Raw genomic sequence first — 24983 nt, 5'->3', positions numbered from 1 at the left:
GCCGTGCGATCGCCCGCCGACCTCGGGATCGGTTCCTTCTCCGACGACGCGCCGTGGACGGTCGTGCCCGACGACATGCCGTGGCGCCGGGCCGTCCCCACCGCACGTGCCGTCGTCCGCCGCGAGCTCCCCCGGCTGATCAGCCCCCGGCAGGTGCCGCCCCTGCGCCGGCTCGCCGTCGTCGTCCTCCACCTCGGCCGCGCCCTCATCGGCTGGCGGCTCGTCGAGAAGCGCAGCGGCGACCGATCCCGCTCGCGTGCCGGGCTCTCCCGGCGCATGCGCATCGCGATCGAGGAGCTCGGTCCCACCTTCATCAAGCTGGCCCAGATCATCTCCTCGGGTGAGGGCCTGTTCCCGAACGAGCTCGTCGACGAGTTCAAGAAGTGCCGCGACCGGGTCCCACCCGAGCCCTACGACGACGTCCGGCGCGTCGTCGAGGAGGACCTCGGCGCGCCCCTCGACGTCCTGTTCGCCCGCTTCGACCCCGAGCCGCTCGCCGCCGCGTCGATCGCCCAGGTCCACACCGCTCGCCTCCACACGGGCGAGGAGGTCGTCGTCAAGGTGCAGCGACCCACGGTCGCCCACCTCGTGCACCGCGACATCGAGGTGATGGCCTGGCTGGCGCCCTTCCTCGTCGGGCGCATCCCGGTCACCGCCCTCGCCAACCCGCCTGCCCTCGTGGAGGTGTTCGCCGAGACGATCACCGAGGAGCTCGACTTCCGCGTCGAGGCCGAGAACATGCTCGACGTCGCGCGGACCTTCGCGGCGCTCGACCAGCGCGGCTACGTCATCCCCCGCCCGCACCCGACGATGGTCACCCGTCGGGTCCTCGTCATGGAGCGCCTCGAGGGGTTCGCGTTCGACGACGTCGCCGGCATGCACGCCGCCGGGCTCCAGACCGAGGCGATCATCCGCACCGGCATGATCGGCTTCATGGAGGGGGCGATGCTGCACGGCATCTTCCACGGCGACCTCCACGGCGGGAACCTGTTCGTGATGCGCGACGGTCGCACCGCGCTGCTCGACTTCGGCATCACGGGCCGCCTCAGCGAGCCACGCCGGCTGGCGTTCCTGCGGCTGCTCCTCACCGCGAGCGTCAACGACATCAAGGGCCAGCTCGCCGCCCTGCGGGACCTCGGTGCCCTGCCGCCCGACACCGACCTCGACGCCGTCGTCGTCGACCTCGGCCTCGACCGCCCGCCGCTCGACCCGACGGCACTCACCCCCGACGAGCTCATCTCCGAGATCCAGGACGTGGTGAAGGCCCTGCTCGGCTACGGCGCCCGGATGCCGAAGGAGCTCATGCTCTTCGTGAAGAACATGGTCTTCCTCGACGGCGCCATCGCCCGCCTCGCTCCCGACCTCGACCTCTTCGCCGAGATCACCCAGATCGCCATGTACTTCACGACCCGCCACGGCGAGACGATCGCGAAGGACATCGGCGTCGATCCCCGCTCGGTGGAGCTCGACCTCAGCGGGGTCAAGGCCAGCTTCGGCGTCGATCCGTCCGTCGCGGAGAGCCTCACCTACCGCGACCTCCAGGCCCGGCGCGAGCTCATCCGGGAGCGCTTCCGCAAGCGCGGCGCCGACCTGAAGTAGCGGCGCGGGGCGTCGCGGGCCCCCGGCGCCTGGCCGCTACGGTGCTCCGACGATGCGCCTCGTGATCGCCCGCTGCTCCGTCGACTACGCCGGACGCCTCACCGCCCACCTCCCCGAAGCCGTGCGCCTCATCATGGTGAAGGCGGACGGCTGCGTCGCCATCCACGCCGACGGCGGCGCCTACAAGCCGCTCAACTGGATGAACGCCCCGAACCGCCTCGTGGAGGGCGACGGCGAGTGGACGGTCGTCAACCCGAAGGGCGAGCAGCTCACGATCACGCTGCACGAGGTGCTCTCGGACTCGAGCCACGAGATGGGGGTCGACCCGGGGCTCTCGAAGGACGGCGTGGAGGCGCACCTCCAGGAGCTCCTCGCCGCCAACACCGGCACGCTCGCCGAGGGTCTGTCGCTCGTCCGGCGCGAGTACCCCACCGACATCGGGCCGGTCGACCTCATGTGCCGCGACGCCGACGGCCGTCTCGTCGCGATCGAGGTGAAGCGCCGCGGCGAGATCGACGGTGTCGAGCAGCTGACCCGCTACCTGACGCTGCTGCGCAGCGACCCGGCGATGGCCGACGTCCAGGGCATGTTCGTCGCCCAGGTGATCAAGCCCCAGGCGCGCACGCTCGCCGCGACGCGCGGGATCACCTGCGTCGAGGTCGACTACGACGAGCTGCGCGGCATCGAGTCGAACGAGCTGCGCCTCTTCTAGGCCGCCACGCGGTGTTCTCCGGGATCGGGCACCTCCGGTGGATGAGGCAGCGACGGAAGCCGGCGGCGGTTCTCATCCTGCGGAACCGTCACGCGTCGGCTCCCATGCGCTGGAGGTACCAGCGGGTGAAGTGGTCGATGCCCGCCTCGAGCGGATGCAGGACCGGCGTCGTGGCGTAGCGGCTCGCGAGGCCGGCGGCCACACCCCGGTTCGGCACCTCGTCCTGGGCGTTCACGGCACGGGTGGCCTCGAGGTGGCCGGCCACGACCTCCTCGTCGTCGGCGAGCTCGGGGAGCACGAACACCTCGGTGGTGAGTGTGGACCGTGCCGGTCCGTGGGGCTCGATCCGCAGCCAGACCATCGAGTCGGGCCGCACGACGGTCGGCCACAGGAGCGGGAACACGGCCAGCACGAGGATGGGCTCGACCCCCTCGACCGTGGACTCGTGGTCGAGCGCCAGCCACGGCGCGTCGCCCCCGGTCGCGGGCAGGGAGCGCTCCCCGGGGAAGATCGGTTGGAGGGTGTCGGGGTGCACGCCTTGGTGGTGGTAGGACTCGGCGTAGTTCTCGAACGTGGTCTTCCAGTTCCAGGGCTGGTCCCACTCGATGGCGCCGACGCGGACCATCTCGTCGATCCGGAGCCCCGCGAGCCGTTCGTCCAGGCCGACGAGCTGCGGGGCGAGCGGCTCGGCGTCGAGGTCGGTGTTGACGAGAACGAAGCCCTGCCAGGTCTCGACGGCCAGGCGCGGCAGGCAGACCTCCGACCGGTCGAACCCGTCGAGCCCTGCCGTCTGCGGCGCCGCGACGAGGCTGCCGTCCCACGAGTAGGTCCAGAGGTGGTACGGGCACCGGATCGCCGCGGCGTTGCCGGTCCCGCTCAGCAGGACCATGTTGCGGTGGCGACACACGCTGGCGAGCGCGGTGAGCCCACCGTCGCGCGCTGGGCGACGACGACGGGCTCGCCGCCGACCTCACGGGCCACGTAGTCGCCGGGACGAGCGACGTCCTCGGTCCGGCACACCGGGAGCCACGATCCGCCGAAGATCCGCTCGCGCTCGGCGGCGAACACCTCGTCGTCGACGTAGAGCCGCGGCGGAAGACCCCTCGGGAGATCCATCGCCCGGACCGTAGCGGCCCGGCAAGAGACCGGACCCGCTAGATCGCGTCGCCGTCGACCCGCACCTCGGCGCGGTCGGGGTAGAACGACAGGTGGCCGGCGATGTCGGTCGCGCCGTCGATGGGCGTCTCGTAGGCCCAGGCCAGGCCGTCGTGGCGCGTGCCGGCGACCTCGACCGACCAGTAGGACGCCTGGCCCTTGAACGGGCACGTCGTGTGGAACGTCGTGGGCTCGAGCAGGTCCATCCGGACGTCGTCCTTCGGGACGTAGTACCGGGGCGGGAGCCCGGTCTCGTCCAGGCGCAGCGCGCGGCGGCTGTCGGCGAGGACGACATCGCCCAGACGCACCTCCACGTGGGCGTCGGCGGGGGCGATCGTGACGGTGTGACCTGAGCTCATGGTCGCGACAACGCCGCGGACCCGAGGAGGATTCCACCGGCGGGTCGGCCCGGACCGCAGCCCGGGCCGACCCGCCGACGGAGCAGGTCTCAGTCGAAGCGGCAGAGCCCGCCGCTGATGACCGTCTTGTCCCCCACCGAGGTGGTGAACAGGGCCTCGCCGTCACCGGTCCGCCACATGCGGACCGTGAGGTCGTCGCCTGGCAGCACCGGCGAGGCGAAGCGCCCCTCCATGTGCCGGAACCGGGCGGGATCGCCGTCGCAGAGCGAGTGGAGCAGCGCCCGACCCGTGAAGCCGTAGGTGCACAGCCCGTGCAGGATCGGCTTCGGGAACCCGCCGATGTCGGAGAACTGCTTGTCCGAGTGCAGCGGGTTGCGGTCGCCGTTCAGGCGGTACGTGAGCGCCTGGTCGGGCCGGGTCGAGTAGGTGACCTCGTGGTCCGGCGCCCGCTCGGGCGGGACGTTCGTGGGGCCCGACGGGCCCCGATCGCCGCCGAAGCCGCCCTCGCCGCTGATGAACACCGACGAGCGGGTGCTGAACAGCGGCTCGTCGGTGTCGACCAGCTTGGAGTGGGACTCGGTCACGATGACCGCGCCCTTCCCCTTGTCGTAGATGCCGACGATCTCGCTCTCGGCCTCGAGCTCGCCCTCGACGGGGATCTCGCGGTGCAAGGTGATCGCCTGCTCGCCGTGGACGAGCATGGCCGGGTTGAAGGTCCCGACCTTGCCCATGGCGCCGCGACCGGCGCCGAGGACCACGGCCATGGTGGGCAGGACGCGCTGCTGCACGCCCTTGGTGTTCTCGGTCGTGAACTCGAGCTCCTGGGTGACCGGGTCGAGGCTGCCGGCGCCGACGCTCACCGCGTAGAGCAGTGCGTCCTTGCTGTTCCAGCTGCGCCGACCCGGCTCACCCTTGGAGCCGACAGCGTCCGGGTTGATGGGCATGACGTTCCCCCCTGTCGTCGTGCGTGTCGGATGGAGGCTAGATGCCCTTGCCGGGACGGCCGGGGCCCTCGGCGTCCTTGCCGCTCATGTCGGCGTTGAGGCGGGCGTCCTTCATGAGCTGATCGACGACCGCGCCGAGCTGGGCCGGATCGTCGACCGGGTCGGCGGTCGGGCCGCGGTGCCAGCCCTCGGCGATGCCGAGGTAGCGGCCGCTCACGTCGAAGACGCGACCGGTGACGTTCTTCGCCTCGTCGGACGCCAGCCAGGTGACGATCGGCGAGATCCAACGCGGCGACATCTGCTCCTTCGCCTCCTCGGGCAGCTGCCCCATGCCGAGGTTCTCGGTCATGCGGGTGAGCGCCGTGGGGGCGATGGCGTTGACGGTGACGCCGTAGCGGGCGAGCTCCAGGGCGGCGATGACGGTGAAGCTGGCGATGCCGGCCTTCGCCGCGCCGTAGTTGGTCTGGCCGACGTTGCCGTAGATGCCCGACGGGGACGCGGTGTTGATGATGCGGCCCGAGACCTCCTTGCCGGCCTTCGACTGCTCGCGCCAGTAGGCGGCGGCCCAGCGGGCAGGAGCGAAGGTGCCCTTCAGGTGCACCTTGATGACCGCGTCCCACTCCTCCTCGGTCATGTTCGTGAGCATGCGGTCCCGGAGGATGCCGGCGTTGTTCACGACCACGTTGAGGTCGCCGAAGGTCTCGACGGCCTGGTTGACCATGTTCTGGGCGCCTTCCCAGGAGGAGACGTCGTCGCCGTTCACGACGGCCTCGCCGCCCATGCCGCGGATCTCCTCGACGACCTCGCCGGCGGGGCCGGTGCCACCGCCGCTGCCGTCCATCTCCGCGCCGAGGTCGTTCACGACGACCTTCGCACCCTGCTCGGCCATCATCAGCGCGTGCTCGCGACCGATGCCGCGACCGGCGCCGGTGATGATGGCGACTCGACCGTCGAGGATTCCCATCGTGTGACTCTTCTCCTGGATGTAGGGCGACACGTCGGCCGCGTCCGTCCCCCGGACGGGCCCGCCCCGGATCATTGCAGAGGGACACCGGGCACACCCATTCCGTCCGGGACCGCCGACCGCAGCGATGTGGAGCACGCTCGACGGGATGGAATGATGGGGTCCGATGTCGCGCGTGCTCCAGACCATCAGGGGGCGCTGGGCCCTGGTGTGGGGCGCCGGTGCGCTCCTGCTCCTCTACGGCCTGCTGATGGCGGCCTCCTTCCTCGATCCCGGGTTCGCCGGCGAGGACGTCGAGCGCAACGTCACCCTCGCCGGCGAGGACATCTCCGGGCTCGACGCCGAGGACCTCGAACGGGCCGTCGAGCGGATCGCCGCCGAGCGCCAGGACCTGCGCATCGTCCTCGACACCGGGTCCGGCACCGCGACCACCGACGCCCGCTCCCTCGGGCTGAGCGTCGACCACGACGCCACCATCGAGCAGGTCGACGAGGGAGAGGGCCCTCTGCTGACGCGCCCCTTCCGCTGGATCGGGAGCTTCGTCGGCCAGCGCGACGTCCCCCTCCGCCACCAGGTCGACGAGTCCGTCCTGCGCTCCTCGCTCAGCGAGACGGAGCTGCCCGGCGTCACCGAGGCGAGCGAACCGTCGCTCGAGGGCGACGCCAACGGCGTGCGGGCGGTCGCCGGCACGCCCGGTGCCGGTGTCGACGCCGCCGACCTGGCCGACGCCCTGCAGGACGCAGCCGACGCGGCGGACCCCGCGCTCGACACCGTCCGGGTCCGCGCACCGCTCACCGAGATCGCCCCGCTCGTGTCCGACGAGCAGGCCGACGCCGCGGCGCGCGACGCGGAAGCGGCCACCGCCTCCCCGCCCACGGTCGTGGTGGGTGCGGTCGAGCGCCCCCTCGACGTGACCGCCCTCCGGTCGTGGCTGGTGCTCGAGGCCGACGACCCGTCGGAGGTCGACTGGACCCTCGACGAGTCGCTGGCGGCGCCCGCTCTCGCCGAGCTGTACGCCGACGCCGGGACGGCGGGCACCGACGCCAGCTTCACCGTGCAGGACGGCGTGGTGCAGATCGTCGGCGGCGAGAACCCGACGACCTGCTGCGGCGACGGCAGCGTCGAACGCCTCGACGACGCCCTCCACGACCGGGCCGAGACCGTCGACCTCGAGCTCATCCCCGCCGAGAGCGAGCGGGACCGGGAGTGGGCCGAGGGCCTCGGCATCGTCGAGGAGGTGGCGAGCTTCACCACCACCCACACGTGCTGCCAGAACCGGGTGACGAACATCCACCTCATCGCCGACGCCACGCGCGGCGTCGTCATCCCACCGGGCGAGACGTTCTCGCTCAACGAGCACGTCGGCCAGCGCACGGCCGAGAAGGGCTACCTGCCCGCCGGCGGCATCACGAACGGCGTCGTCGTCGACCAGCTCGGCGGCGGCATCTCGCAGTTCACCACGACGCTGTTCAACGCCGCCTTCTTCGCGGGGCTCGACTTCGGCGAGTACCAGGCCCACTCGATCTACTTCTCGCGCTACCCCTACGGGCGCGAGGCCACGTTGTCGTGGCCCCACCCGGACCTCCAGATCCGCAACACCTCCCCCTACGGCGTCCTCATCTGGCCGAGCTACACCGACACCGAGATCACGGTGACCCTCTACTCCACGAAGCACGTCGACGTGGAGCAGACAGGCCAGACCACCGAGCCCCAGGGCGTGTGCACCCGCGTGCGCACCGAGCGCACCCGGCGCTTCCTCGACGGGCGCGTCGAGGTCGACACCGTCGGCGCGCTCTACCGCCGGCGCGAGGGCGAGAACTGCTCGGGCGAGTCGAGCGTGCCGACGACCGAGCCCGCGGCGCCGGCCGCTCCGCCACCCCCTCCCCCGGCTCCCCCGCCGCCCGAGGCCGGCGGATGATCGACGTCGTCGTCGTCGGCGCCGGTCCGGCGGGCACAGCGGCGGCGCTCACGTTGCACCGGGCCGGGCTCGACGTGGTCGTCATCGACAAGGCGAGGTTCCCCCGCGACAAGACCTGCGGCGACGGGCTCACCACGCTCGCCCTGCGCGAGCTGGAGGCGCTCGGACTCCCACCGGCGGACGTGGCGTCGTGGATCGACGTGCCGCGGATGTTCCTCCACTCGCCCGCGCGCCGGATCGTCACCCTCCCGCTGCCCGAGGGTCCGGGCACGTACGCCGCGGTCGCCCGCCGGGCCGACCTCGACGCTGCGCTCGTCGACCTCGCCCGCTCGGAGGGGGTCACGGTCCTCGAGGGAGCGGCCCTCCGCTCGGCGACGCGTGTCGACGACTCGGTGGAGGTGGCCGTCGAGGGCCACGAGCCGGTGCGCGCCCGCTGGGCGATCGGGGCTGACGGCATGTGGTCGCCGCTGCGCAAGGCGCTCGGCGTCCACGATCCCGGCTACCGGGGCGAGTGGCACGCGTTCCGGCAGTACTTCCGCGACACCGGACCCGGCACCCGCGACCTCCACGTCTGGTTCGAGCCCGACCTGCTGCCCGGCTACGCCTGGTCGTTCCCGCTCCCGGACGGCGGGGCCAACGTCGGCTTCGGCGTGCTGCGCGGGCACCACCTCGACGGCGGCGCGCTCGCCCGCCTGTGGCCCGACCTCCTGGAGCGCGCACCGATCCGGCGGGTCCTCGGCCCTCGAGCCGAGCCCGAGGGTCCGCACCGGGCGTGGCCGATCCCCGCGGGGATCGACGCCGCGACGCTCGGGACCGGCCGGGCGCTGTTCGTCGGCGACGCCGCACGCGCCGCCGACGTGATGACCGGCGAGGGGATCGGTCAGGCCCTCCTCACCGGACGCCTGGCCGCGGAAGCCGTCATCGCCGGTGGCCGGGCTCCGGCCGCCGACGTCGTCCGGCGCTACACCGACGAGGTGCGCCGCGAGCTCGCCGCGGACCACCGGATGGCGTCCGCGCTCGGCACGATCCTCGCCCAGCGGTGGGGCGCCGAAGCGGCGATCGCCGTCGTCGGGCTGCACCCCTGGACGCGCCGCAACGTGGGCCGCTGGCTGTTCGAGGACTCCCCCCGTGGCATCGCGCTGACGCCACGCCGCTGGCGCCGGGGCGCGCTCAGCGGCCCGCCCGCGTACGCCGGCGCACCTGCGGTCCCGTCGGACCGGACCTAGCGCCCCGGCCGGCGAGGCCGCCGACGCGACGCGTTCACGGCCACGACACGAGCCCGACACACGACCTCGGTACGTTGCGCCCAACAGGTCGGGCCCCAGGGAACGGTCATCCTCGGTGCGACGGTCCGACCGGTCCGGATCCCCCTCGTGGCTCCCTCCCCCCTGGGGAGCTGCGAGGGGTCCGGCGCGCCCCGGGGCATCCCGCCGTTCTCGGTACCGAACACGACACCCGCGGTCGATCCGCGTACCCGGAAGCGCCCAGGTCCCGCGTGGAGCGCTCCCGGCTCGTTGACACGCCGTTCGATAGTGTGCGCGCATGCTGCGCACCCGCCTGACCGAGGCCCTCCAGATCGACCACCCCGTCATGCTCGCCGGCATGGGCGGCGTGTCGTACCACCAGCTCGTCACCGCGGTGTCCGAGGCCGGCGGCTTCGGCTGCATGGGCGCCTCGACCATGGGGTTCGACGAGATGGTCGGCGAGATCCGCCAGGTGCGCGAGGCCACCGACAAGCCCTTCGGCGTCGACCTCCTCACCGCCTCGCCCGGCGACATGGAGGCCAAGGTCAAGGAGATCATCGACGGCGGCGCCCAGGTGTTCGTCGCCGGGCTCGGCGTGCCCCGCGACGTCGTCGACCTCTGCCACGACAACAACGTCCTCGTGATGAACATGTGCGGGAAGGTGCGCCACGCCATCGCCGCCGTCGAGGCCGGGTGCGACATCGTCGTGGCCCAGGGCACCGAGGCCGGCGGCCACACCGGGCAGGTCGCCACCATGGCCCTCGTCCCCCAGATCGTCGACGCCGTGGGCGAGCGGGTGCCCGTGGTCGCCGCCGGCGGCATCGTCGACGGGCGGGGCCTGGCCGCCGCCCTGGCGCTCGGCGCCGACGGCGTGTGGGTCGGCACCCGCTTCATCGCCACCCCCGAGGCCCGGGCCACGCCGGGCTACAAGGAGCGCCTCATCGCCCTGCAGGACGACGGCACCGTCATCTCCCGGGGCTACACGGGCAAGACGTGCCGCGTCGTGCGGAACAGCTACACCCAGTACTGGGAGGAGCACCCCGAGGAGCTCCAGCCGTTCCCCCAGCAGTTCCTCCGCTCGAGCTCGGACGGGGCCAACCACCTCGGCGCCGACGAGACGGCCGAGGTCGACCCCGACAAGGAGTTCTGGCCCGCCGGCCAGGGCGCCGGCGCCATCGAGGAGCTCGTCCCCGCCGGGGAGCTGGTCGTGCGCTTCGTCGAGGAGGCCGAGGCCACCCTCGCCCGCATCGGCTGAGCGCGGAGCCCCGCCGCCACCTGCCCGCCCGTTGCGTGGGGAGCGGCAGCACGCTCCGACGTGTGGCGCCTCCCCGAGGGCGGGCCACGGGGAGCCACACCACCTCCATGGGCGCTGCGCCTCCCCATGCAGGTGCGACGCGTGGTCGCGGGTGCGTCGGCGCCGCGACGGAGGGATCAGGCCTCGTCGAGCTGCTCCCGCAGGACGTTGCCACGCTCGACGCCGTTCTCGAACAGCACGCGGTAGCGGATCCACGGCCCGAGGCCGTTGACCAGCAGCACCTTGCCCTTCGTGCCGGCGGGGACACCGATCAGGTCGGTCGCCGCCGTCACCTTCTGGTGGCGGCGCAGCTCGTCGGTGGTGTCGGTGTCGGCCACAGGGGTCTCCTCGGTGGGGTGGATCAGACGTCGGGGTCGTGGGGCAGGCCCAGGACGCGCTCGGAGATGATGTTCCGTTGGACCTCCCCCGTGCCACCTCCGACGGTGAGCGCAGGTGAGAACAAGAAGCCGTAGTGCCACAGGGCGGGGTCGGAGCCGAGCGGTCCGCGGTCCGCCAGCATGCCGCCGGGGCCGCTCAGATCCTTGGCCAGGCCCATGATCCGCTGGCCGTGCTCGTCGGCCAGGACCTTGCGGATCGACGCCTCCGGCCCGGGCGGCTCGCCCTTGATCGCCGCGGTGACCGTGCGCAGGCGGATGAGCCGGAGGATCTCCGATTCGATGTGGAGCCGGGCGAGCTCCTGGCGCAGGACGCGGTCGGACGTGCCGCCGGCGGCGCGGACCACGTCGAGCAGGTCCTCGGCGACCGGACCCCTCCCCCACAGGGCTCCGCCGCTCGACAGCGACACCCGCTCGTTGCCGAGGGTGACCTTCGCGAGCGTCCAGCCCCGGTGCTCGTCGCCCACGAGCGACCCCGCGGGCAGCCGCACGTCGGTGAAGAACACCTCGTTGAACGTGTGGCCGCCGGTCATCTCGATGATGGGCCGGACCTCGATGCCGGGCAGGTCCATGGGGCACACGAAGTAGGAGATGCCCTGGTGCTTCGGGGCCGCGGGGTCGGTGCGAGCGATGAGGATGCCGAACGTCGCCTGGTGCCCGAGCGAGGTCCAGATCTTCTGGCCGTTCACGATCCACTCGTCGCCGTCGCGCTCCGCGCGGGTCGACAGCGAGGCCAGGTCCGAGCCGGCGCCGGGTTCGCTGAAGAGCTGGCACCACACCTCCTCGCCGGAGAGCAGAGGCGGCAGGTAGCGCGCCTTCTGCTCCTCGGTGCCGGCGTGGAGGATCGTCGGTCCCGCCCAGCCGACGCCGATGGGGTTCGACGGCCGGACCACGCCGGCGCGGGCCAGCTCGTCGTCGATGACGATCTGGGTGATCGGGTCGGCGTCGAGGCCGTAGGGCCGGGGCCAGTGCGGCGCGACGTATCCCGCCTCGGCCAGGTCCCTGCCGGTCGGCGAGGGGTGCTCGGCGAGCCACGCCCGCACCTCGGTCCGGCGCGGATCGTCGTCGGCGGGGAGGTCGAAGTCCACGATTCAGGACACTAGTTGTCGTCCTGGCAATAGGATCCGGCACCTATGGGGGACACCACCGAGAACTGGAACTTCGCCGACGTCATCGAGGGCATCGCCGACCGCTACGGCGACCGCACCCTCCTGGTGCACGGGGACGTGCACCGCACGTGGGCCGAGGCCGACCGCCGCGCCGACGGCATCGCCCGCACGCTGCTCGACGCCGGCGCGGTCGAGCAGGACAAGGTCGCGCAGTACCTCTACAACTGCGACGCCTACATGGAGTCCCAGATGGGGATCTTCAAAGCCGGGCTCGTCCCGGTGAACACCAACTACCGCTACGTCGAGGACGAGCTCGCCTACCTCTGGGACAACGCCGACGCCGTCGCGGTGATCTTCCACGGTTGCTTCGCCGACCGCTGCGACGCGGTGCGACCCCGCGTGCCGAACGTCCGCACGTGGATCTGGGTCGACGACGGCACCGGCCCCTGCCCCGACTGGGCCATCCCCTACGAGCAGGCGGCGTCGGCCGCCACCGAGCGCGTCGTCCCACCCTGGGGCCGCAGCGGGGACCACATCCTCATGCTCTACACCGGCGGCACCACCGGCATGCCGAAGGGCGTCATGTGGCGCCAGACCGACCTCATCTCGATCCTCGGCGGCAACACCAACCCGGTGTTCGCCGGCCCGACCGACGTCGCCGCCGCCGTCGACTCGCTCGCCGAGGGGCTCGTCGTGCTCCCCGCCTGCCCCCTCATGCACGGCACGGGCTGGTTCAACGCGCTGATCGGCATGCTCACCGGCGGGACGGTCGTCACCATGGAGGGTCGCACCTTCGACGTGGTCGAGATGCTCGACACGATCGAGCGGGAGGGCGTCAACGGCGCGGCGATCGTCGGCGACGCCTTCGCCAAGCCGATGCTCGCCGCGCTCGACGCCCAGCCCGACCGCTGGGACATCTCGAGCCTGAAGATGATGAGCTCGTCGGGCGTGATGTGGAGCGAGGCCACCAAGGAGGGCCTGCTGCGCCACCACGCGGGGATGCTCCTCGTCGACGCGTTCTCCTCCTCGGAGGCGCTCGGCATGGGCCAGTCGGTCTCGGCCGCCGGGGCCGCGGCCAAGACCGCCAAGTTCTCGCTCGGCCAGAACGCCAGGGTGATCGACGACGACGGCCATGACGTGGAGCCGGGCTCGGGCACCATCGGTCGCGTCGCCGTCGCCGGCCGGGTGCCGGTCGGCTACTACAAGGACCCGGAGAAGACGGCGGCCACCTTCATCACCATCGACGGCCAGCGCTACTCGATGCCCGGCGACTACGCCACGGTCGAGGCCGACGGCTCCCTCACCCTCCTCGGACGCGGCTCGGTGTGCATCAACACCGGCGGCGAGAAGGTCTTCCCCGAGGAGGTCGAGGAGGCGCTGAAGACCCATCCCGAGGTGCGCGACGCCGTCGTCGTGGGCGTGCCCGACGAGAAGTTCGGCCAAGCGATCACCGCGGTCGTCGAGCCGGCGGACGGCGGCCAGCCCGCCGAGAACGAGCTGATCGCCCACGTGAAGGGCCGGCTCGCGTCCTACAAGGCACCGCGCCACGTCGTCTACGTGCCGACCATCGGGCGGGCCGCCAACGGCAAGGTCGACTACAAGGGTCTCACCACCCACGCCCGGGCCGAGCTCGGACGCTGATCTGCACCCCGTGACCCCGCTGCGCCACGATGGGCGCATGCACCGCGTCCGCACCCCCGACGGCGTCGACGTCGCCGTCCACGACCTCGGGGGCACCGGTCCGGTGCTCCTCTTCGCCCACGCCACCGGCTTCCACGGTCGCGTCTGGCAGCCCCTGGCCGACCGCCTGGGCGACATGTTCCACTGCCTGGCGATCGACTTCCGGGGCCACGGCGACACCCGGGTGCCGGAGGACCACGAGTTCGACTGGAACCGGTTCGGCCGCGACGTGCTGAGCGTGGTCGACGACCTCGTCGTCGAGGGCCCGGTCTTCGGTGTCGGCCACTCCAAGGGCGGCGCCGCGCTGCTGATGGCCGAGGCGGCCCGACCCGGCACGTTCGCGTCCCTCTGGTGCTTCGAGCCGATCGTCCTGCCCACCGAGATCCTCGAGGTGCGTTCCGCCGAGGGCTCCAACCCCCTCGCGGAGGGGGCTCGACGCCGGCGCGAGGTGTTCGACTCCCGGGAGGCCGCCTACGGGAACTACGCCTCGAAGCCGCCTCTCGCCTCGCTCGACCCCGCGTGCCTCCGTGCCTACGTCGACCACGGCTTCGAGGACCTCGCCGACGGCACCGTCCGGCTGAAGTGCCGAGGTGTCGACGAGGCCGCCGTGTACTCGAGCAGCGGCACGCACGACACCTTCGAGCGCCTCGACGACATCGCCTGCCCGGTCACCATCGCCGCCGGAGGCGACGGCGGGTTCCCGGCCACGATCGCCCCCCGCATCGCCGACGGCCTCCCGATGGGACGGCTGGAGGAACACCCCGAGCTCGGCCACTTCGGCCCGCTCGAGGACCCGGCCGGCATCGCAGCGCGGATCCGGGAGGCGTTCGAGGAGACCAGCTCGTTCACGCCGCTCCCCCCACCCGCCCCGGACACCGACGACGAACCCGTCGCCGCCTCGGTCGCCGCGGCCACCCCCGGGTTCGGCCACGCCGTCGGCCGGATCGACGCCGAGATCGACCGCGCCTGGGAGCGGCTGCGGGGCATCCCCGTCGTCGATCGGGTCTTCTACTCCGCCTCGGCGCTCGGGGACTGGAGCCTGATCTGGCACCTCGCCGGTGCTGCCCAGGGGGTGGCCGACCGCCGCCACGGCATCCGCAGGGCGGCCCGCCTCTCGACGAGCCTCGGCATCGAGTCGGCGCTGGTGAACGGGGCGATCAAGTCGCTGTTCCGCCGGACGCGGCCGATCCACGACGGCGAGCGCCCGCACACCCTCCGGATGCCGGCCACGTCGAGCTTCCCGAGCGGGCACGCCAGCTCGGCGTTCATGGCGGCACGGCTGCTCTCGGACCGCAACGGGCTCGGACCGCTCTGGTACGCGCTCGCGGCCGTCGTCGCCACGAGCAGGGTCCACGTGCGCATCCACCACCCCTCCGACGTGGTGGGTGGCGCGGTGCTCGGCATCGTGCTCGGAGAGGCCGCCGTGCGCCTCGCCCCGCTCCCCCGGGACTGACACCGCTCCCCGGGACCGGGACCGCGCTCCGCGACCGCCACGTCCGGTGGCCGGAACATCCCGCACGGTCCACGCGTTGGACCGACCATGGCTTCCTTCGCGCTCACCTACGACTACCGCTGCCCGTTCGCACGCATCGCCCACCTCCACGTGCTGGAGGGCCTCGCTGCCGGCGCCGACTGGGACGTCCGCTTCGTCCCGTTCTCCCTCGGCCAGACGCACGTCGAGGACGGCGGCGTCGACGTGTGGGACGAGCCGGACCGCGACTCGGGGCTCCTGGCCCTCCAGGTGTCGGTGGTCGTGCGGGACCAGCACGCCGATGCCTTCCCCACGGTGCACCGGGAGCTGTTCGAGCTGCGCCACACCCACGCTCGCGACCTCTCCGACAAGGGCGAGATCATCCAGGTCCTCGACGCCGCCGGGCTCGACGCCGACGCCATCCTCCAGGAGGTCGCCACCGGCGCCCCGCTGACGACGGTCAAGGAGGAGCACGAGGCGTCGGTCCGCGACCTGTCGGTCTGGGGCGTGCCGACGTTCATGAGCGAGACGGACGCCGTGTTCGTGCGGCTGATGGAGCCGCCACGGGGCGACGCCGAGCTCGCGACCTCGACCGTCGAGCGGATCGTCGACATGCTCACCGGCTGGCCCCAGCTCAACGAGTTCAAGCACACCGCCATCCGCCGCTGAGGCACCCGGACCCCCGTTAGCCTTGGCGGGTGCCCGACGACGAGCGTGAAGGGACCGCCCTCACCGGCCTCGAGTCGCTGATGTGGCGCGTCGGCGGCCACCCCGGTCTCTCGGCGGCCTTCGGCACGATCAGCCTGCTCGAGGGCGAGCCCGACCCCGACCGCCTGCGACGACGCATGGCGGGCGCGGTCGCCGCGCTCCCACGGCTGCGGCGACTCGTCGCTCCCGCCGTCCTACCCGGCGCGCCTCCCACGTGGCGCGACGACGAGGGCTTCGCGCTCGACCACCACCTGCGGTGGTCCGAGGCCGATGCGGACGGCGCCGACGAGCCGGCCCTCCTCGGCCGCGCCGCCGACCTGGTGGCCGCCCCGTTCGACCCCGATCGACCGCTGTGGGACATGGAGGTCGTCACGGGCGTGCCCGGCGGTCGCGCCGCTCTGATCCAGCGGATGCACCACGTGGTCTCCGACGGCGTCGGCGGCATCCGATTGTCCCAGCACTACGTCGATCCGCGGCCCGACGCGCCGGACCCCGCGCCCGATCCCTTCGTCGCCGGGCCGGCGCCGCCGGAGGGCACGCGCGTGGAACGGGCGGTCGTGCGGACCGCCGAGCGTGCGGGCGACCTCGCCCGCCAGCTGGCGGCGGCCACGCGGTGGACGACAGAGGGCCTCGCGGATCCCGGCCGCTTCGCGGTGGCCGGCGGCGCCGCCGTCGAGGCGGTGGATGCCCTCCGACGCCAGCTGCTCGTCACCGGCCCGGCGCGTTCGGACCTGTGGGCGCACCGGAGCGCCGGGCGGCGCCTGGTCGTCGGCTCGGTGCCGTTCGAGCCGGTGCGCACCGCCGCGACGCGCACCGGCACGTCGGTGAACGCCGTGTTCGTCACCGCGGTCCTCCGCGGCGCCGCCTCCTACCACCGCCAGCACGGGGAGCAGATCGCCGAACTGCGCGTCGCCGTCCCCGTCAGCACCCGCCACGACAGCCGGACCGGCGGGAACGCCTTCGCCCCCATCCGCGTCGTCCTCCCGGCGGGCGACGACCTCGCGGCCTCACCCCACCTGCGCCAGGTGGCTGACCTGCTCCGCGCCGAGATCGACCGGCCCGGCGCCTCGCTCATGGGTCGCCTCGCCGGCCTGGCCGAGGTGGTCCCCACCGGGGTGCTCGCCGAGGTCGTCCGCCGCCAGACCGGAGCGACCGACCTCGTGTGCTCCAACGTGCGCGCGGCGCCGTTCCCGCTCTACGTGGCTGGGGCACGCATCATCTCCACCCACGCCCTCGGCCCCCTCGTCGGGACCCCGGTGAACGTGACGATGATGACCTACGACGGGCGCGTCGACCTCGGCATCCACGTGGACGCCGGGGTGGTCACCGCACCCGAGCTGCTGCGCGACGCCGTGGTGGGCGCGCTCCAGGAGGTGTCGGCGGCGGTCTGAGCCGCCGCCCGCCTAGTTCGGCGTGAGGGCCGACTCGAGGGCCTCGTCGTCGCCGTGCTGGGCGGCGAGGAGCAGACGCACGTCGAGCAGCAGGTCGGACACCTCGTCGGTGGACACGAGCTCACGGTGCTGCATGTCACCCAGGCCCCTGTCGATGAGGGCCAGCGCCTCGGCGATGGTGTCGACGGCAGCCGTCTCAGTCATGCGATCCCTCCCGAGCTCGCTGGGGGTGTCGGATCGGCCGACCCGATCCGTGGAGGCCACCATAGCGACCATCCGTGACAACGACGTTTCATGCCCGCGTCTTCCCCGATCACCCGAGGTTCACGCCCACCTCCTCGGCGCACCCTCGTGGACACCTAGCATCCGACGGCATGGACCTCAGGGATCGGATCGTCGTCATCACCGGCGCGGCGCACGGGATCGGAGCGGCGCTGGCCCGCCGGTTCGCCGCGGAGGGAGCCCGGGCCCTGGTGCTCGGCGACCTCGACGAGGACGCGCTCGGCCGGGTCGCCGACGACCTCGGCGCCGGTGCAGCGGAGGTCGTCACCCGGCGCTGCGACGTGGCCCGCGAGGACGACGTCGCCGACCTGGTCGCCGCCGCCGAGGCGATCGGGCCGGTCGACCTCGTCTGCTCCAACGCCGGGATCGGCATCGCCGGAGGCGTCGAGGTGCCCGACGACGACTGGCGTCGGATCATCGACATCAACGTGATGGCGCACGTGTACGCCGCCCGCGCCGCCCTCCCGGCGATGATCGAGCGGGGCGAGGGGTACCTGCTGAACACCGCCTCGGCGGCCGGGCTCCTCACCCAGATCGGTTCGGCGCCCTACGCCGTCACGAAGCACGCCGCGGTGGCGCTCGCCGAGTGGATGGCCGTCACCCACGGCGACCAGGGCATCCGCGTCTCGGTCCTCTGCCCGCAGGCGGTGCGCACCAACATGACCGCCGGTAGCGAGGGGGGAGGCGTCGCCGGCGTGGACGGGATGATGGAGCCCGAGGAGGTCGCCGACGCGGTGGTGGCCGGTCTCGCCGAGGAGAGCTTCCTGATCCTCCCCCATCCCGAGGTCGCCGAGTACGTCCGGCGCAAGGCGACGGACCACGATCGCTGGCTGGCCGGGATGCGCCGGCTCCAGGCCCGCTACACCCAGCCGCTGTGACCGCCGCGACCCGCGGCCGTCGCCTCCCGGCGCTGCTCCTCGCCCTTCTCGTCCTCGTCGGTGTCGTCGGTGTCGGCGACCCCGCCGCGGCGCAGGAGCGCTCCGCGTCGATCGACGCCATCGACGTGGAGGCCACGCTCCACCCGGACGGGCGACTCGAGGTCGTCGAGCGGGTCACGTACACCTTCCGTGGCGCGGACAGCCAGCCGTTCACCGTCGGCACGCGCTCGTTCCAGCCCTCGGAGAGGAGCGGCCGCATCACCTCGATCGCCGCGTACGACGAGGACGGCCAGCGCCTCGACACGCTCGTGCAGACCCCGGAGCTGTTCGAGTGGGACATCGCGCCCGCCCGCTCGGGGACCCGCACCTACGAGCTGCGCTACGAGGTCGTCGACGGCGTCGAGGTGGGCAGCGACGTCGTCGACCTCTACCGGCAGTGGATCGGCACCGACGGGCCGAGCGTCGGGAGCTGGACGGCGCGCGTCACGGTGCCCGAGGGCGCCGGCCGCCTGCGGGGGTGGGCCCACGGCCCGCTCGACGGGGTGATCGAGGTCGAGGACCCGATCGCCACGGCCCGGGTCGACGGCGTGCCCGCCGGCCAGTTCGTCGAGACCCGCCTGGCCGTGCCCGTCGAGCGCTTCGACGTGCCCCCCGGCGACGCCGAGCTGCTCCCGGCGATCCTCGACGAGGAGGGACGCCTGGCCGACGAGGCCAACGCCCGGCGCGACGAGCAGCGACGGCGCGAGGAGCTCCGCGAGGACGTCGCCCGGGCGCTCGACGTCCTCGTCGTGCCCCTCGTCGCCCTCGGCGGCTGGGGGTTCTGGATGATCTGGCGCCGCTGGGGCAAGGACCCGAAGCGGCCCGAGGACCTCGGCGACTACTGGCGCGAGGTCCCCGACGACCCGCCGGCGGTGGCGGCAGCGCTGCTCTCGTGGGGCACGATCGGCGCCGACGCCTACTCGGCGACGCTGCTCGACCTCGCCCGGCGGGGCCACCTGCGCATCGAGGAGTACACCGTCGAGCGCCTGTTGCGCCGCGACGAGGTCCAGCACCGGTTCGTGCGGACGCCACCGCCGCAGGACCAGCTCCGCCCCTTCGAGCGGCGGCTGCTCGACTGGCTCTTCGAGGACGGACCCGTCACCACCCAGGAGGAGCTGGTCGACCGGAACAAGAGCGACCAGAAGGCGGCGCACCGCACCTGGACGTCGTTCCAGCGCGAGGTGAAGGAGGACCTCGACGCGCGCCGGTACGTGGCACGGGGCAAGACGGCTGCGTTCCTCCTCCACGGCCTGATCGTCGTCCTCCTCGTCGCACTCGCCGTCGGGGCCCTCCTGGTGGAGGCGTGGGTGGCGGCCGGCGTGGCGGGCGTGGCCGCGCTCGTCCTCCTCCCGCTCGGGATCCTCCACCGCAGCCGCACGCCCGCCGGCGCCCGCCGCTACCACGAGTGGAAGGGCCTCCAGCGCTACATGGAGGACTTCTCCCGCCTCGACGAGGCACCGGCCGGGCACCTCGTCCTGTGGGAGCAGTACCTCGTCGCGGCCGTCGCGCTCGGCGTGGCGGAGGAGCTGCTGGAGGGGCTCGAGGTGTGGTTCCCCGAGGTGCTCCAGGAGGGCCCCGGCGCCATGGCGCCCTGGTACGTCGGCGTGGCCGGTCGATCGGGCGCGCACGGCCGCCTGGGCTCGATCGGCGACTTCGGCTCGAGCGTCGGCGGCGCCGCGATCTCCAGCGCCACGCCGCAGTCGAGCGGCAGCGGCGCGGGCGGCGGCTTCTCGGCCGGCGGCGGGGGCGGCGGAGGCGGCGGGAGCTTCGGCGCCCGCTGACACCGACCGCCGCGACCTCGCGGTCGCCGGGTCCACCTGACAGAATCCCCGGATGGCCACGCCCCTCATCGGCCGCCGCGCCGCGGTGCTCCTCGTCTTCGCGACCTCGGCGGCGGTCCTGGTCCTCGAGATCCTCGCCGGGCGCCTCCTCGCTCCCTACGTCGGCGTCAGCCTCGAGACCTACACCGGCATCATCGGGACGATCCTCGCCGCCATCGCCTTCGGCACGGCCGTCGGCGGCCGCCTCGCCGACCGGCTCGACCCCCGCCGGCTCCTCGGTCCGTCACTGATCGCCGGAGGCGCGCTCGCCTGGCTCTCCCTGCCCGCCCTCGCCGCGCTCGGGCCCGGCGCCGGGGAGGGGCCCGCCGCGATCGTGCTCCTCACGACCGTCGCCTTCTTCCTCCCCGCCGCCGTGCTGTCGGCCATCTCGCCGATGGTCGCGAAGCTGCGCCTCGATGACGTCGCGCACACCGGCGAGGTCGTGGGTGGGCTGTCGGCGGCGGGGACGGCGGGGGCGCTCGTCGGCACGTTCCTCACCGGCTTCGTCCTCGTCGCGGCCTGGCCGACCCGTCCCATCGTCCTCGCGATCGGCGCTGCGCTGGTGCTGTCCGGGCTGCTCGTCTGGTTCCGCCACGCCTCGCGCATGCCGCGCCCGGGCGCCGCGGCGCTGACCCTCGCCGTCGTCGTCGGCTCCGGCGGGTTGGCGGCCGCGGACACCAGCCCGTGCCGCTGGGAGACGGCGTACTTCTGCATCACGATCGAGCGCGACCTCACGAACCCCTCGGGGCGCGTGCTGTGGCTCGACACGCTCCGGCACAGCTACGTCGACCTCGACGACCCCTCCCACCTGGAGTTCCGCTACATCCGGCTCTTCGACGACGTCGCGTCGGCGACGATGCCCGAGGGCCCGCTCGACGCGCTGCACCTCGGCGGCGGCGGCTTCACCTTCCCCCGCCACCTCGACGCCGCCCGACCCGGCTCCACCAACCTCGTCCTCGAGATCGACGACGAGCTGGTGCGCATCGCCGAGGACCACCTCGACCTCGAGCAGGGACCGGGTCTGCGGGTCGTGACCGGCGACGCCCGCCTGGCGCTCGACGACCTCGACGACGACGCCGTCGACCTCGTCGTCGGGGACGCCTTCGGAGGGTTGTCGGTCCCGTGGCACCTGACGACCCGCGAGGTCGTCGAGGCGATCGATCGCGTCATGCGTCCCGACGGCGTCTACGTCGCGAACGTCATCGACGGCGGTAGCGCGCGCTTCGCCCGGGCCCAGGCCGCCACCCTCGCCGCCGAGCTCGAGCACGTCGCCGTGATCCTCCCTCCCACCGCGAGCGGCGGCCGCCCCGTCAACCACGTGCTGGTGGCGAGCGACGCCCCGCTCGACGCCCTCCTCGCGCCCGGCGCCGTGCCCGCCGAGGACGGCCGCGTGCTCACCGGTGGGGCGGCCCGGGAGTGGATCGGCGACGCGGAGGTCCTGACCGACGACCACGCCCCCGTCGACCAGCTGCTGACGCGTCGTCCATGACCGCTAGGGTCGCCCCCGACCATCCACGAGGGGGAGAGCACCCATGAGCTTCGAGTTCGACCTGCAGCAGGTCGACCACCTGCTGACCACCACGCGCGCCGTGCGCAAGCGGCTCGACCTCACCCGGCCGGTGCCCCGGGAGCTGATCCTCGAATGCCTCGAGGTCGCCGTCCAGGCGCCCACCGGCGGCAACACCCAGCGCTGGCGGTGGGTCGTCGTCGACGAGCCGGAGAAGAAGGCCGCGCTCGCCGACATGTACCGGGAGGGCTGGGGCCCCTACCTCGAGTCGCAGAAGGCCGTGCGGGTCAAGCAGGGCCTCGAGGCCGACACCCGCGTGTCGGACTCGGCGGACTACCTCGCCGACCACTTCCACGAGGTCCCGGCCATGCTGATCCCCTGCCTCCTCGACCGAGGCGACGGCCCCGGCTACTGGGGGTCGGTGCTGCCCGCGGCCTGGAGCTTCATGCTCGCGGCCCGCAGCCGCGGCCTCGGCACGGCGCTGACCACGATCCACCTCATGCGCGAGCGCGAGGCCTCCGAGCTGCTCGGCATCCCCGACACCGTGAGCCAGGCCGCGCTCATCCCGGTCGGGTACTACACCGGCGACGACTTCAAGCCGGCGAAGCGGCGCCCGGCGGCGGAGATCACGTACTTCAACGAGTGGAAGCAGACGCTCGGCTCGTGAGCTGACGGGTGGGCCCGCGCCGAGCGCGGGCCCACCGGCGTCCTCGGAGCTCGACCGTCGTCAGCGGGCGCCGGGCGCCCCGCCACCACCGCCCTCGCCGCCCTTGTCGCCGGCGATCTTGTCGACGCCCTTCTTCGCGGCATCGGCGGCCTTGGCGACCTTGTCGCGGTGCTTGCCCTTGAGCTTGCCGTCGGCGGCGCCGGCCACCTTGTCGATCGCGCCGTCGATCTTGTCCTCGTTGTCCGCGACGGCCTTGGTGGCCTGGTCCTTGGCCTTCTTGACCTTCTTCATCGCGTCGTCCATGAAGCCCATGGAGCCTCCTCGTGTCGGTGGGCGGCGGGAGCCCCTACCCGGCGAGCGCCCTAGGAACCCGCCGAGGGGGACAGCGCCCTGATGCTCTCACGCATGTCGACGCCGAACGGCAGCACGGCCAGCACGGGGGTGGTCACGCCGTTCTCGACGTAGGCCGCGATCGTCTCGCGGCACGCGGCCGGGTCGCCGTGCACGACGAGGTCGTCGACGACGTGGTCCGGGATGGCGTCGAGGGCGGCCTTGCGGTCCCCGGCCGACCAGAGGTCCCACATCGGCTTCAGGTCGTCGCCTCGGCCGAGCCACTCGTGGAAGCTCGCGTAGACCGGCACGTTCAGGTAGGCGGCGATCATGCGCCGCGCTGCGCCGCGGGCGACCTCGGCGTCGGGGTTCGGGATGACGAAGATGCGGGCGGCGATCTCGCGCTCGCCCGTGTCGCTCTCGCGCGTGGAGCGGGCCGCGCCCTCGGCGACGTGAGGGGTCACCTGAGCGACGTCCGCAGGCGACAGCCAGTTGAGGATGGCGCCGTCGCCCTCCCGGCCCGCCAGGCGGAGCATGCCCTCGCGCAGGGCGGCGACGAGGATCGGGACCGGTTCGGGCGGCACCACGCCCAGGCGGAAGCTGCGGACCGAGAAGCGGCCGTAGTCGCGCGTGACCTTCTCGCCGGTCATGGCGTCGCGCAGGAAGCGGACCATCGCCTGGACCTGCTGGTACGGCTCCTCGAACGGGATGCCGTTCCACCCCTCGACGATGACGTTCGAGGACGACCCGAGGCCGATCGCGAAGCGCCCGGGCGCCGCCTGGGCGAGGGACCCCACGGACTGCGCCATGCAGGCGGGGCCGCGGGTGAAGGCCGGGATGATCGCCGTGCCGAGCCGGAGCGTCGGGGCCCACACCGAGGCGAGGGCCAGGGGCGTGAAGCCGTCGGCGCCGTCGCTCTCCGCGGACCAGGCGTCGGTGTACCCGAGGTCGACGAGCTCCTCGAACCACTCCCGCTGGGCGTGCAGCGGCACCCCGCCGAACGGGACGGTCATTCCGTAGCGCATCTGGGTCTCTCCCCCTGGTCGACGTCGTCCGCCGCGTGTGACATCGGTCACGATCGGGCGTCGTGCAGGGCTTCAGTGTCACACCCCCCGGGGAGGATGTGCACATGGAGACGAGGCAGCTGGTTCTCATCGACAGCAACGGATCCGAGCCGGACCAGTGGCGGCTCGACGACCGCACCCGCCAGGTCGGCCGCGAGGGCATCGCGGCCGCTCGGCAGGCCCTCCGCGACGCCCTGGCCCATCACGACGCCGGTCACCCCGACAATGAGGACACTCAGTCCACCGCGGCGTAGCATCCGACCATGAACGAAGTCGTCATCGTCGACGCCGTGCGCAGCCCCATCGGGCGGCGCAACGGCGGCCTGTCCACCATCCACCCCGCCGACCTGCTCGGCGCCGTGCAGTCCGAGCTCATCGAGCGGGTCGGCATCGACCCGACCGAGATCGGCCAGGTCGTCGGCGGATGCGTCAGCCAGGTCGGCGAGCAGACCTTCAACGTCGCCCGCACGGCGTGGCTCTCCGCTGGCCTCCCGCTGTCGGTCGCCGCCACCACGGTCGACGCCCAGTGCGGCTCGTCCCAGCAGGCCACCAACCTCGCCACCGCGCTCGTCGCCGGCGGCGTGGTCGACGCCGCGGTGGCCTGCGGCGTCGAGGTCATGAGCCGGGTGCCCATCGGCGCGCCGATGCGCACCGACTTCGGCCGGCCCACGCCCAACAGCTACTTCGGCCAGTACGAGATGACCTCCCAGTTCGAGGGCGCGGAGCGCATCGCCGACAAGTGGGGCATCTCCCGCCAGGACACCGACGAGTTCGGCCTCCTCTCCCAGCAGCGGGCCATCCAGGCGTGGGAGGAGAGCCGCTTCGACACCCAGATCGTCCCCATCGACGCCCCCGACGTCGACGAGGAGGGCAAGCCCACCGGCACCACCCACCGGGTCGAGAAGGACGAGGGCCTGCGCGAGACCACGCTCGAGAAGCTGGCCACGCTCAAGCCGGTGGCCCGCGAGGACGGTGTCCACACCGCCGGGTCGTCCTCCCAGATCTCCGACGGCGCCGGCGCCGTCCTGCTGATGACCCGCGAGAAGGCCGACGCCCTGGGCCTCACCCCGCGGGCGCGCATCGTCGACACCTGCAACGTCGGCGTCGACCCGGTGCTCATGCTCACCGGGCCGATCGACGCCACCCAGCACCTCATGTCCCGCACCGGCCTCACCATGGCCGACATGGACGTGAGCGAGGTCAACGAGGCCTTCGCCTCGGTCGTGCTCGCCTGGGCCAAGGAGTGCGGCGCCGACCTCGACAAGGTCAACCCCAACGGCGGCGCCATCGCCCTCGGTCACCCGCTCGGCGGCACCGGCGCCATCCTGCTCACCAAGGCGCTGCACGAGCTCGAGCGCATCGACGGCGAGCACGCCCTCGTCACCATGTGCTGCGGCGGCGGCCTGGGCACCGGCACCATCATCCAGCGGATCTGACGGCGGCCGGTCGCCCG

General features: G+C 72.9%; 25 protein-coding genes. 15 read left to right on the top strand and 10 right to left on the bottom strand.

Translation table 11 applies throughout. The features are described from left to right. Nucleotides 1-3: 3 nt before the first annotated feature. Nucleotides 4-1599, top strand: a complete 1596-nt coding sequence (locus tag GH723_RS06555) for an ABC1 kinase family protein (RefSeq protein ID WP_229023127.1) — start codon at nt 4-6, stop codon at nt 1597-1599. 52 nt (nt 1600-1651) lie between these two features. Continuing rightward, a complete protein-coding gene (gene nucS, locus GH723_RS06550; protein ID WP_153758906.1) occupies nt 1652-2311 on the top strand; it encodes an endonuclease NucS in 660 nt (219 codons plus the stop codon). 88 nt (nt 2312-2399) lie between these two features. Here nucS and GH723_RS06545 read toward each other — a convergent pair whose 3' ends face one another. The 5 genes from GH723_RS06545 to GH723_RS06525 all read right to left on the bottom strand — a co-directional run bounded on the left by GH723_RS06545 (nt 2400) and on the right by GH723_RS06525 (nt 5733). Beyond that, a complete protein-coding gene (locus GH723_RS06545; protein WP_229023126.1) occupies nt 2400-3200 on the bottom strand; it encodes an aromatic ring-hydroxylating oxygenase subunit alpha in 801 nt (266 codons plus the stop codon). Next, nucleotides 3188-3427: a hypothetical protein gene (locus GH723_RS06540; protein ID WP_153758904.1), complete on the bottom strand. Its 240-nt coding sequence runs from the start codon at nt 3425-3427 to the stop codon at nt 3188-3190. The genes GH723_RS06545 and GH723_RS06540 overlap by 13 nt, the downstream gene beginning before the upstream one ends. A gap of 38 nt (nt 3428-3465) precedes the next feature. Then, on the bottom strand, nt 3466-3825 hold the full coding sequence (locus GH723_RS06535) for a DUF427 domain-containing protein (RefSeq protein WP_153758903.1): 360 nt from the start codon (nt 3823-3825) through the stop codon (nt 3466-3468). An 89-nt stretch (nt 3826-3914) separates the two neighbouring features. Then, nucleotides 3915-4769 carry a MaoC/PaaZ C-terminal domain-containing protein gene (locus tag GH723_RS06530; protein WP_153758902.1) on the bottom strand — a complete coding sequence of 285 codons (855 nt, stop codon included), beginning with the start codon at nt 4767-4769 and terminating at the stop codon, nt 3915-3917. A gap of 37 nt (nt 4770-4806) precedes the next feature. Continuing rightward, nucleotides 4807-5733, bottom strand: a complete 927-nt coding sequence (locus GH723_RS06525) for an SDR family oxidoreductase (RefSeq protein ID WP_153758901.1) — start codon at nt 5731-5733, stop codon at nt 4807-4809. Between the two features lie 175 nt (nt 5734-5908). Between GH723_RS06525 and GH723_RS06520 the strand changes: the two genes are divergently transcribed. From GH723_RS06520 to GH723_RS06510, 3 genes are all read left to right on the top strand, one after another. Continuing rightward, the gene (locus GH723_RS06520; RefSeq protein ID WP_229023125.1) at nt 5909-7651 is read left to right on the top strand and encodes a VanW family protein; all 1743 of its coding nucleotides are present in this window, start codon (nt 5909-5911) and stop codon (nt 7649-7651) included. Then, complete coding sequence (locus GH723_RS06515; RefSeq protein WP_153758899.1) at nt 7648-8877, top strand: NAD(P)/FAD-dependent oxidoreductase; 1230 nt, start codon at nt 7648-7650, stop codon at nt 8875-8877. The genes GH723_RS06520 and GH723_RS06515 overlap by 4 nt, the downstream gene beginning before the upstream one ends. 316 nt (nt 8878-9193) lie before the next feature. Further along, nucleotides 9194-10150 carry an NAD(P)H-dependent flavin oxidoreductase gene (locus tag GH723_RS06510; RefSeq protein ID WP_153758898.1) on the top strand — a complete coding sequence of 319 codons (957 nt, stop codon included), beginning with the start codon at nt 9194-9196 and terminating at the stop codon, nt 10148-10150. 176 nt (nt 10151-10326) lie between these two features. On the opposite strand, the gene GH723_RS06505 is transcribed toward GH723_RS06510, so the two are convergent. Then, nucleotides 10327-10527 (bottom strand): hypothetical protein, encoded by a 201-nt coding sequence (locus GH723_RS06505; protein ID WP_153758897.1) that lies wholly within the window; start codon nt 10525-10527, stop codon nt 10327-10329. Between the two features lie 23 nt (nt 10528-10550). Beyond that, nucleotides 10551-11672 carry an acyl-CoA dehydrogenase family protein gene (locus GH723_RS06500; RefSeq protein WP_153758896.1) on the bottom strand — a complete coding sequence of 374 codons (1122 nt, stop codon included), beginning with the start codon at nt 11670-11672 and terminating at the stop codon, nt 10551-10553. Nucleotides 11673-11717: 45 nt separating this feature from the next. On the opposite strand from GH723_RS06500, the gene GH723_RS06495 reads away from it, so the two are divergent. From GH723_RS06495 to GH723_RS06480, 4 genes are all read left to right on the top strand, one after another. Next, nucleotides 11718-13334 (top strand): acyl-CoA synthetase, encoded by a 1617-nt coding sequence (locus tag GH723_RS06495; protein WP_153758895.1) that lies wholly within the window; start codon nt 11718-11720, stop codon nt 13332-13334. Nucleotides 13335-13371: 37 nt separating this feature from the next. Further along, complete coding sequence (locus GH723_RS06490) at nt 13372-14826, top strand: alpha/beta fold hydrolase (RefSeq protein ID WP_153758894.1); 1455 nt, start codon at nt 13372-13374, stop codon at nt 14824-14826. Nucleotides 14827-14913: 87 nt separating this feature from the next. Then, the gene (locus GH723_RS06485; protein ID WP_153758893.1) at nt 14914-15513 is read left to right on the top strand and encodes a DsbA family protein; all 600 of its coding nucleotides are present in this window, start codon (nt 14914-14916) and stop codon (nt 15511-15513) included. 29 nt (nt 15514-15542) lie between these two features. Next, nucleotides 15543-16943 carry a wax ester/triacylglycerol synthase domain-containing protein gene (locus tag GH723_RS06480; protein ID WP_153758892.1) on the top strand — a complete coding sequence of 467 codons (1401 nt, stop codon included), beginning with the start codon at nt 15543-15545 and terminating at the stop codon, nt 16941-16943. Nucleotides 16944-16955: 12 nt separating this feature from the next. Here GH723_RS06480 and GH723_RS06475 read toward each other — a convergent pair whose 3' ends face one another. Next, nucleotides 16956-17147 (bottom strand): hypothetical protein, encoded by a 192-nt coding sequence (locus GH723_RS06475; RefSeq protein WP_153758891.1) that lies wholly within the window; start codon nt 17145-17147, stop codon nt 16956-16958. 170 nt (nt 17148-17317) lie between these two features. On the opposite strand from GH723_RS06475, the gene GH723_RS06470 reads away from it, so the two are divergent. Genes GH723_RS06470 through GH723_RS06455 form a run of 4 tightly spaced genes read left to right on the top strand, consistent with a single transcriptional unit; the run spans nt 17318 to nt 22136 of the window. Further along, a complete protein-coding gene (locus GH723_RS06470; RefSeq protein ID WP_153758890.1) occupies nt 17318-18103 on the top strand; it encodes an SDR family oxidoreductase in 786 nt (261 codons plus the stop codon). Next, nucleotides 18100-19923, top strand: a complete 1824-nt coding sequence (locus tag GH723_RS06465) for a DUF2207 domain-containing protein (RefSeq protein ID WP_195210574.1) — start codon at nt 18100-18102, stop codon at nt 19921-19923. Before GH723_RS06470 ends, GH723_RS06465 begins: the two co-directional genes overlap by 4 nt. Nucleotides 19924-19975: 52 nt before the next feature. Next, nucleotides 19976-21451 (top strand): fused MFS/spermidine synthase, encoded by a 1476-nt coding sequence (locus GH723_RS06460; protein ID WP_153758888.1) that lies wholly within the window; start codon nt 19976-19978, stop codon nt 21449-21451. Between the two features lie 43 nt (nt 21452-21494). Continuing rightward, the gene (locus GH723_RS06455) at nt 21495-22136 is read left to right on the top strand and encodes a nitroreductase family protein (protein WP_153758887.1); all 642 of its coding nucleotides are present in this window, start codon (nt 21495-21497) and stop codon (nt 22134-22136) included. A 60-nt stretch (nt 22137-22196) separates the two neighbouring features. Here the strand turns inward: GH723_RS06455 and GH723_RS06450 are convergent, their stop codons facing one another. Together GH723_RS06450 and GH723_RS06445 are read right to left on the bottom strand one after the other, a co-directional pair. Then, nucleotides 22197-22448: an Rv0909 family putative TA system antitoxin gene (locus GH723_RS06450; RefSeq protein ID WP_153758886.1), complete on the bottom strand. Its 252-nt coding sequence runs from the start codon at nt 22446-22448 to the stop codon at nt 22197-22199. A gap of 50 nt (nt 22449-22498) precedes the next feature. Continuing rightward, a complete protein-coding gene (locus GH723_RS06445) occupies nt 22499-23479 on the bottom strand; it encodes an LLM class F420-dependent oxidoreductase (protein ID WP_229023123.1) in 981 nt (326 codons plus the stop codon). Nucleotides 23480-23595: 116 nt separating this feature from the next. Between GH723_RS06445 and GH723_RS06440 the strand changes: the two genes are divergently transcribed. Continuing rightward, nucleotides 23596-23784, top strand: coding sequence for a hypothetical protein (locus tag GH723_RS06440; protein ID WP_153758884.1), 189 nt, complete (start codon nt 23596-23598; stop codon nt 23782-23784). A 9-nt stretch (nt 23785-23793) separates the two neighbouring features. Then, a complete protein-coding gene (locus tag GH723_RS06435) occupies nt 23794-24966 on the top strand; it encodes a steroid 3-ketoacyl-CoA thiolase (protein ID WP_153758883.1) in 1173 nt (390 codons plus the stop codon). Nucleotides 24967-24983 lie beyond the last annotated feature (17 nt).

This window comes from Actinomarinicola tropica (assembly GCF_009650215.1).
GTDB lineage: Bacteria > Actinomycetota > Acidimicrobiia > Acidimicrobiales > SKKL01 > Actinomarinicola > Actinomarinicola tropica.
The sequence above is the reverse complement of the archived record's forward strand: the minus strand, read 5'-3'. Positions and strand labels throughout refer to the sequence as shown.

What these genes read in the sequence shown, in the direction of transcription:
- nucS (WP_153758906.1), top strand. Translation starts at nt 1,652, where the DNA reads ATGCGCCTCGTGATCGCCCGCTGCTCCGTCGACTACGCCGGACGCCTC.
- GH723_RS06545 (WP_229023126.1), bottom strand. Translation starts at nt 3,200, where the DNA reads ATGGTCCTGCTGAGCGGGACCGGCAACGCCGCGGCGATCCGGTGCCCG.
- GH723_RS06540 (WP_153758904.1), bottom strand. Translation starts at nt 3,427, where the DNA reads ATGGATCTCCCGAGGGGTCTTCCGCCGCGGCTCTACGTCGACGACGAG.
- GH723_RS06535 (WP_153758903.1), bottom strand. Translation starts at nt 3,825, where the DNA reads ATGAGCTCAGGTCACACCGTCACGATCGCCCCCGCCGACGCCCACGTG.
- GH723_RS06530 (WP_153758902.1), bottom strand. Translation starts at nt 4,769, where the DNA reads ATGCCCATCAACCCGGACGCTGTCGGCTCCAAGGGTGAGCCGGGTCGG.
- GH723_RS06525 (WP_153758901.1), bottom strand. Translation starts at nt 5,733, where the DNA reads ATGGGAATCCTCGACGGTCGAGTCGCCATCATCACCGGCGCCGGTCGC.
- GH723_RS06515 (WP_153758899.1), top strand. Translation starts at nt 7,648, where the DNA reads ATGATCGACGTCGTCGTCGTCGGCGCCGGTCCGGCGGGCACAGCGGCG.
- GH723_RS06510 (WP_153758898.1), top strand. Translation starts at nt 9,194, where the DNA reads ATGCTGCGCACCCGCCTGACCGAGGCCCTCCAGATCGACCACCCCGTC.
- GH723_RS06495 (WP_153758895.1), top strand. Translation starts at nt 11,718, where the DNA reads ATGGGGGACACCACCGAGAACTGGAACTTCGCCGACGTCATCGAGGGC.
- GH723_RS06490 (WP_153758894.1), top strand. Translation starts at nt 13,372, where the DNA reads ATGCACCGCGTCCGCACCCCCGACGGCGTCGACGTCGCCGTCCACGAC.
- GH723_RS06485 (WP_153758893.1), top strand. Translation starts at nt 14,914, where the DNA reads ATGGCTTCCTTCGCGCTCACCTACGACTACCGCTGCCCGTTCGCACGC.
- GH723_RS06475 (WP_153758891.1), bottom strand. Translation starts at nt 17,147, where the DNA reads ATGACTGAGACGGCTGCCGTCGACACCATCGCCGAGGCGCTGGCCCTC.
- GH723_RS06470 (WP_153758890.1), top strand. Translation starts at nt 17,318, where the DNA reads ATGGACCTCAGGGATCGGATCGTCGTCATCACCGGCGCGGCGCACGGG.
- GH723_RS06460 (WP_153758888.1), top strand. Translation starts at nt 19,976, where the DNA reads ATGGCCACGCCCCTCATCGGCCGCCGCGCCGCGGTGCTCCTCGTCTTC.
- GH723_RS06455 (WP_153758887.1), top strand. Translation starts at nt 21,495, where the DNA reads ATGAGCTTCGAGTTCGACCTGCAGCAGGTCGACCACCTGCTGACCACC.
- GH723_RS06450 (WP_153758886.1), bottom strand. Translation starts at nt 22,448, where the DNA reads ATGGGCTTCATGGACGACGCGATGAAGAAGGTCAAGAAGGCCAAGGAC.
- GH723_RS06445 (WP_229023123.1), bottom strand. Translation starts at nt 23,479, where the DNA reads ATGACCGTCCCGTTCGGCGGGGTGCCGCTGCACGCCCAGCGGGAGTGG.
- GH723_RS06440 (WP_153758884.1), top strand. Translation starts at nt 23,596, where the DNA reads ATGGAGACGAGGCAGCTGGTTCTCATCGACAGCAACGGATCCGAGCCG.
- GH723_RS06435 (WP_153758883.1), top strand. Translation starts at nt 23,794, where the DNA reads ATGAACGAAGTCGTCATCGTCGACGCCGTGCGCAGCCCCATCGGGCGG.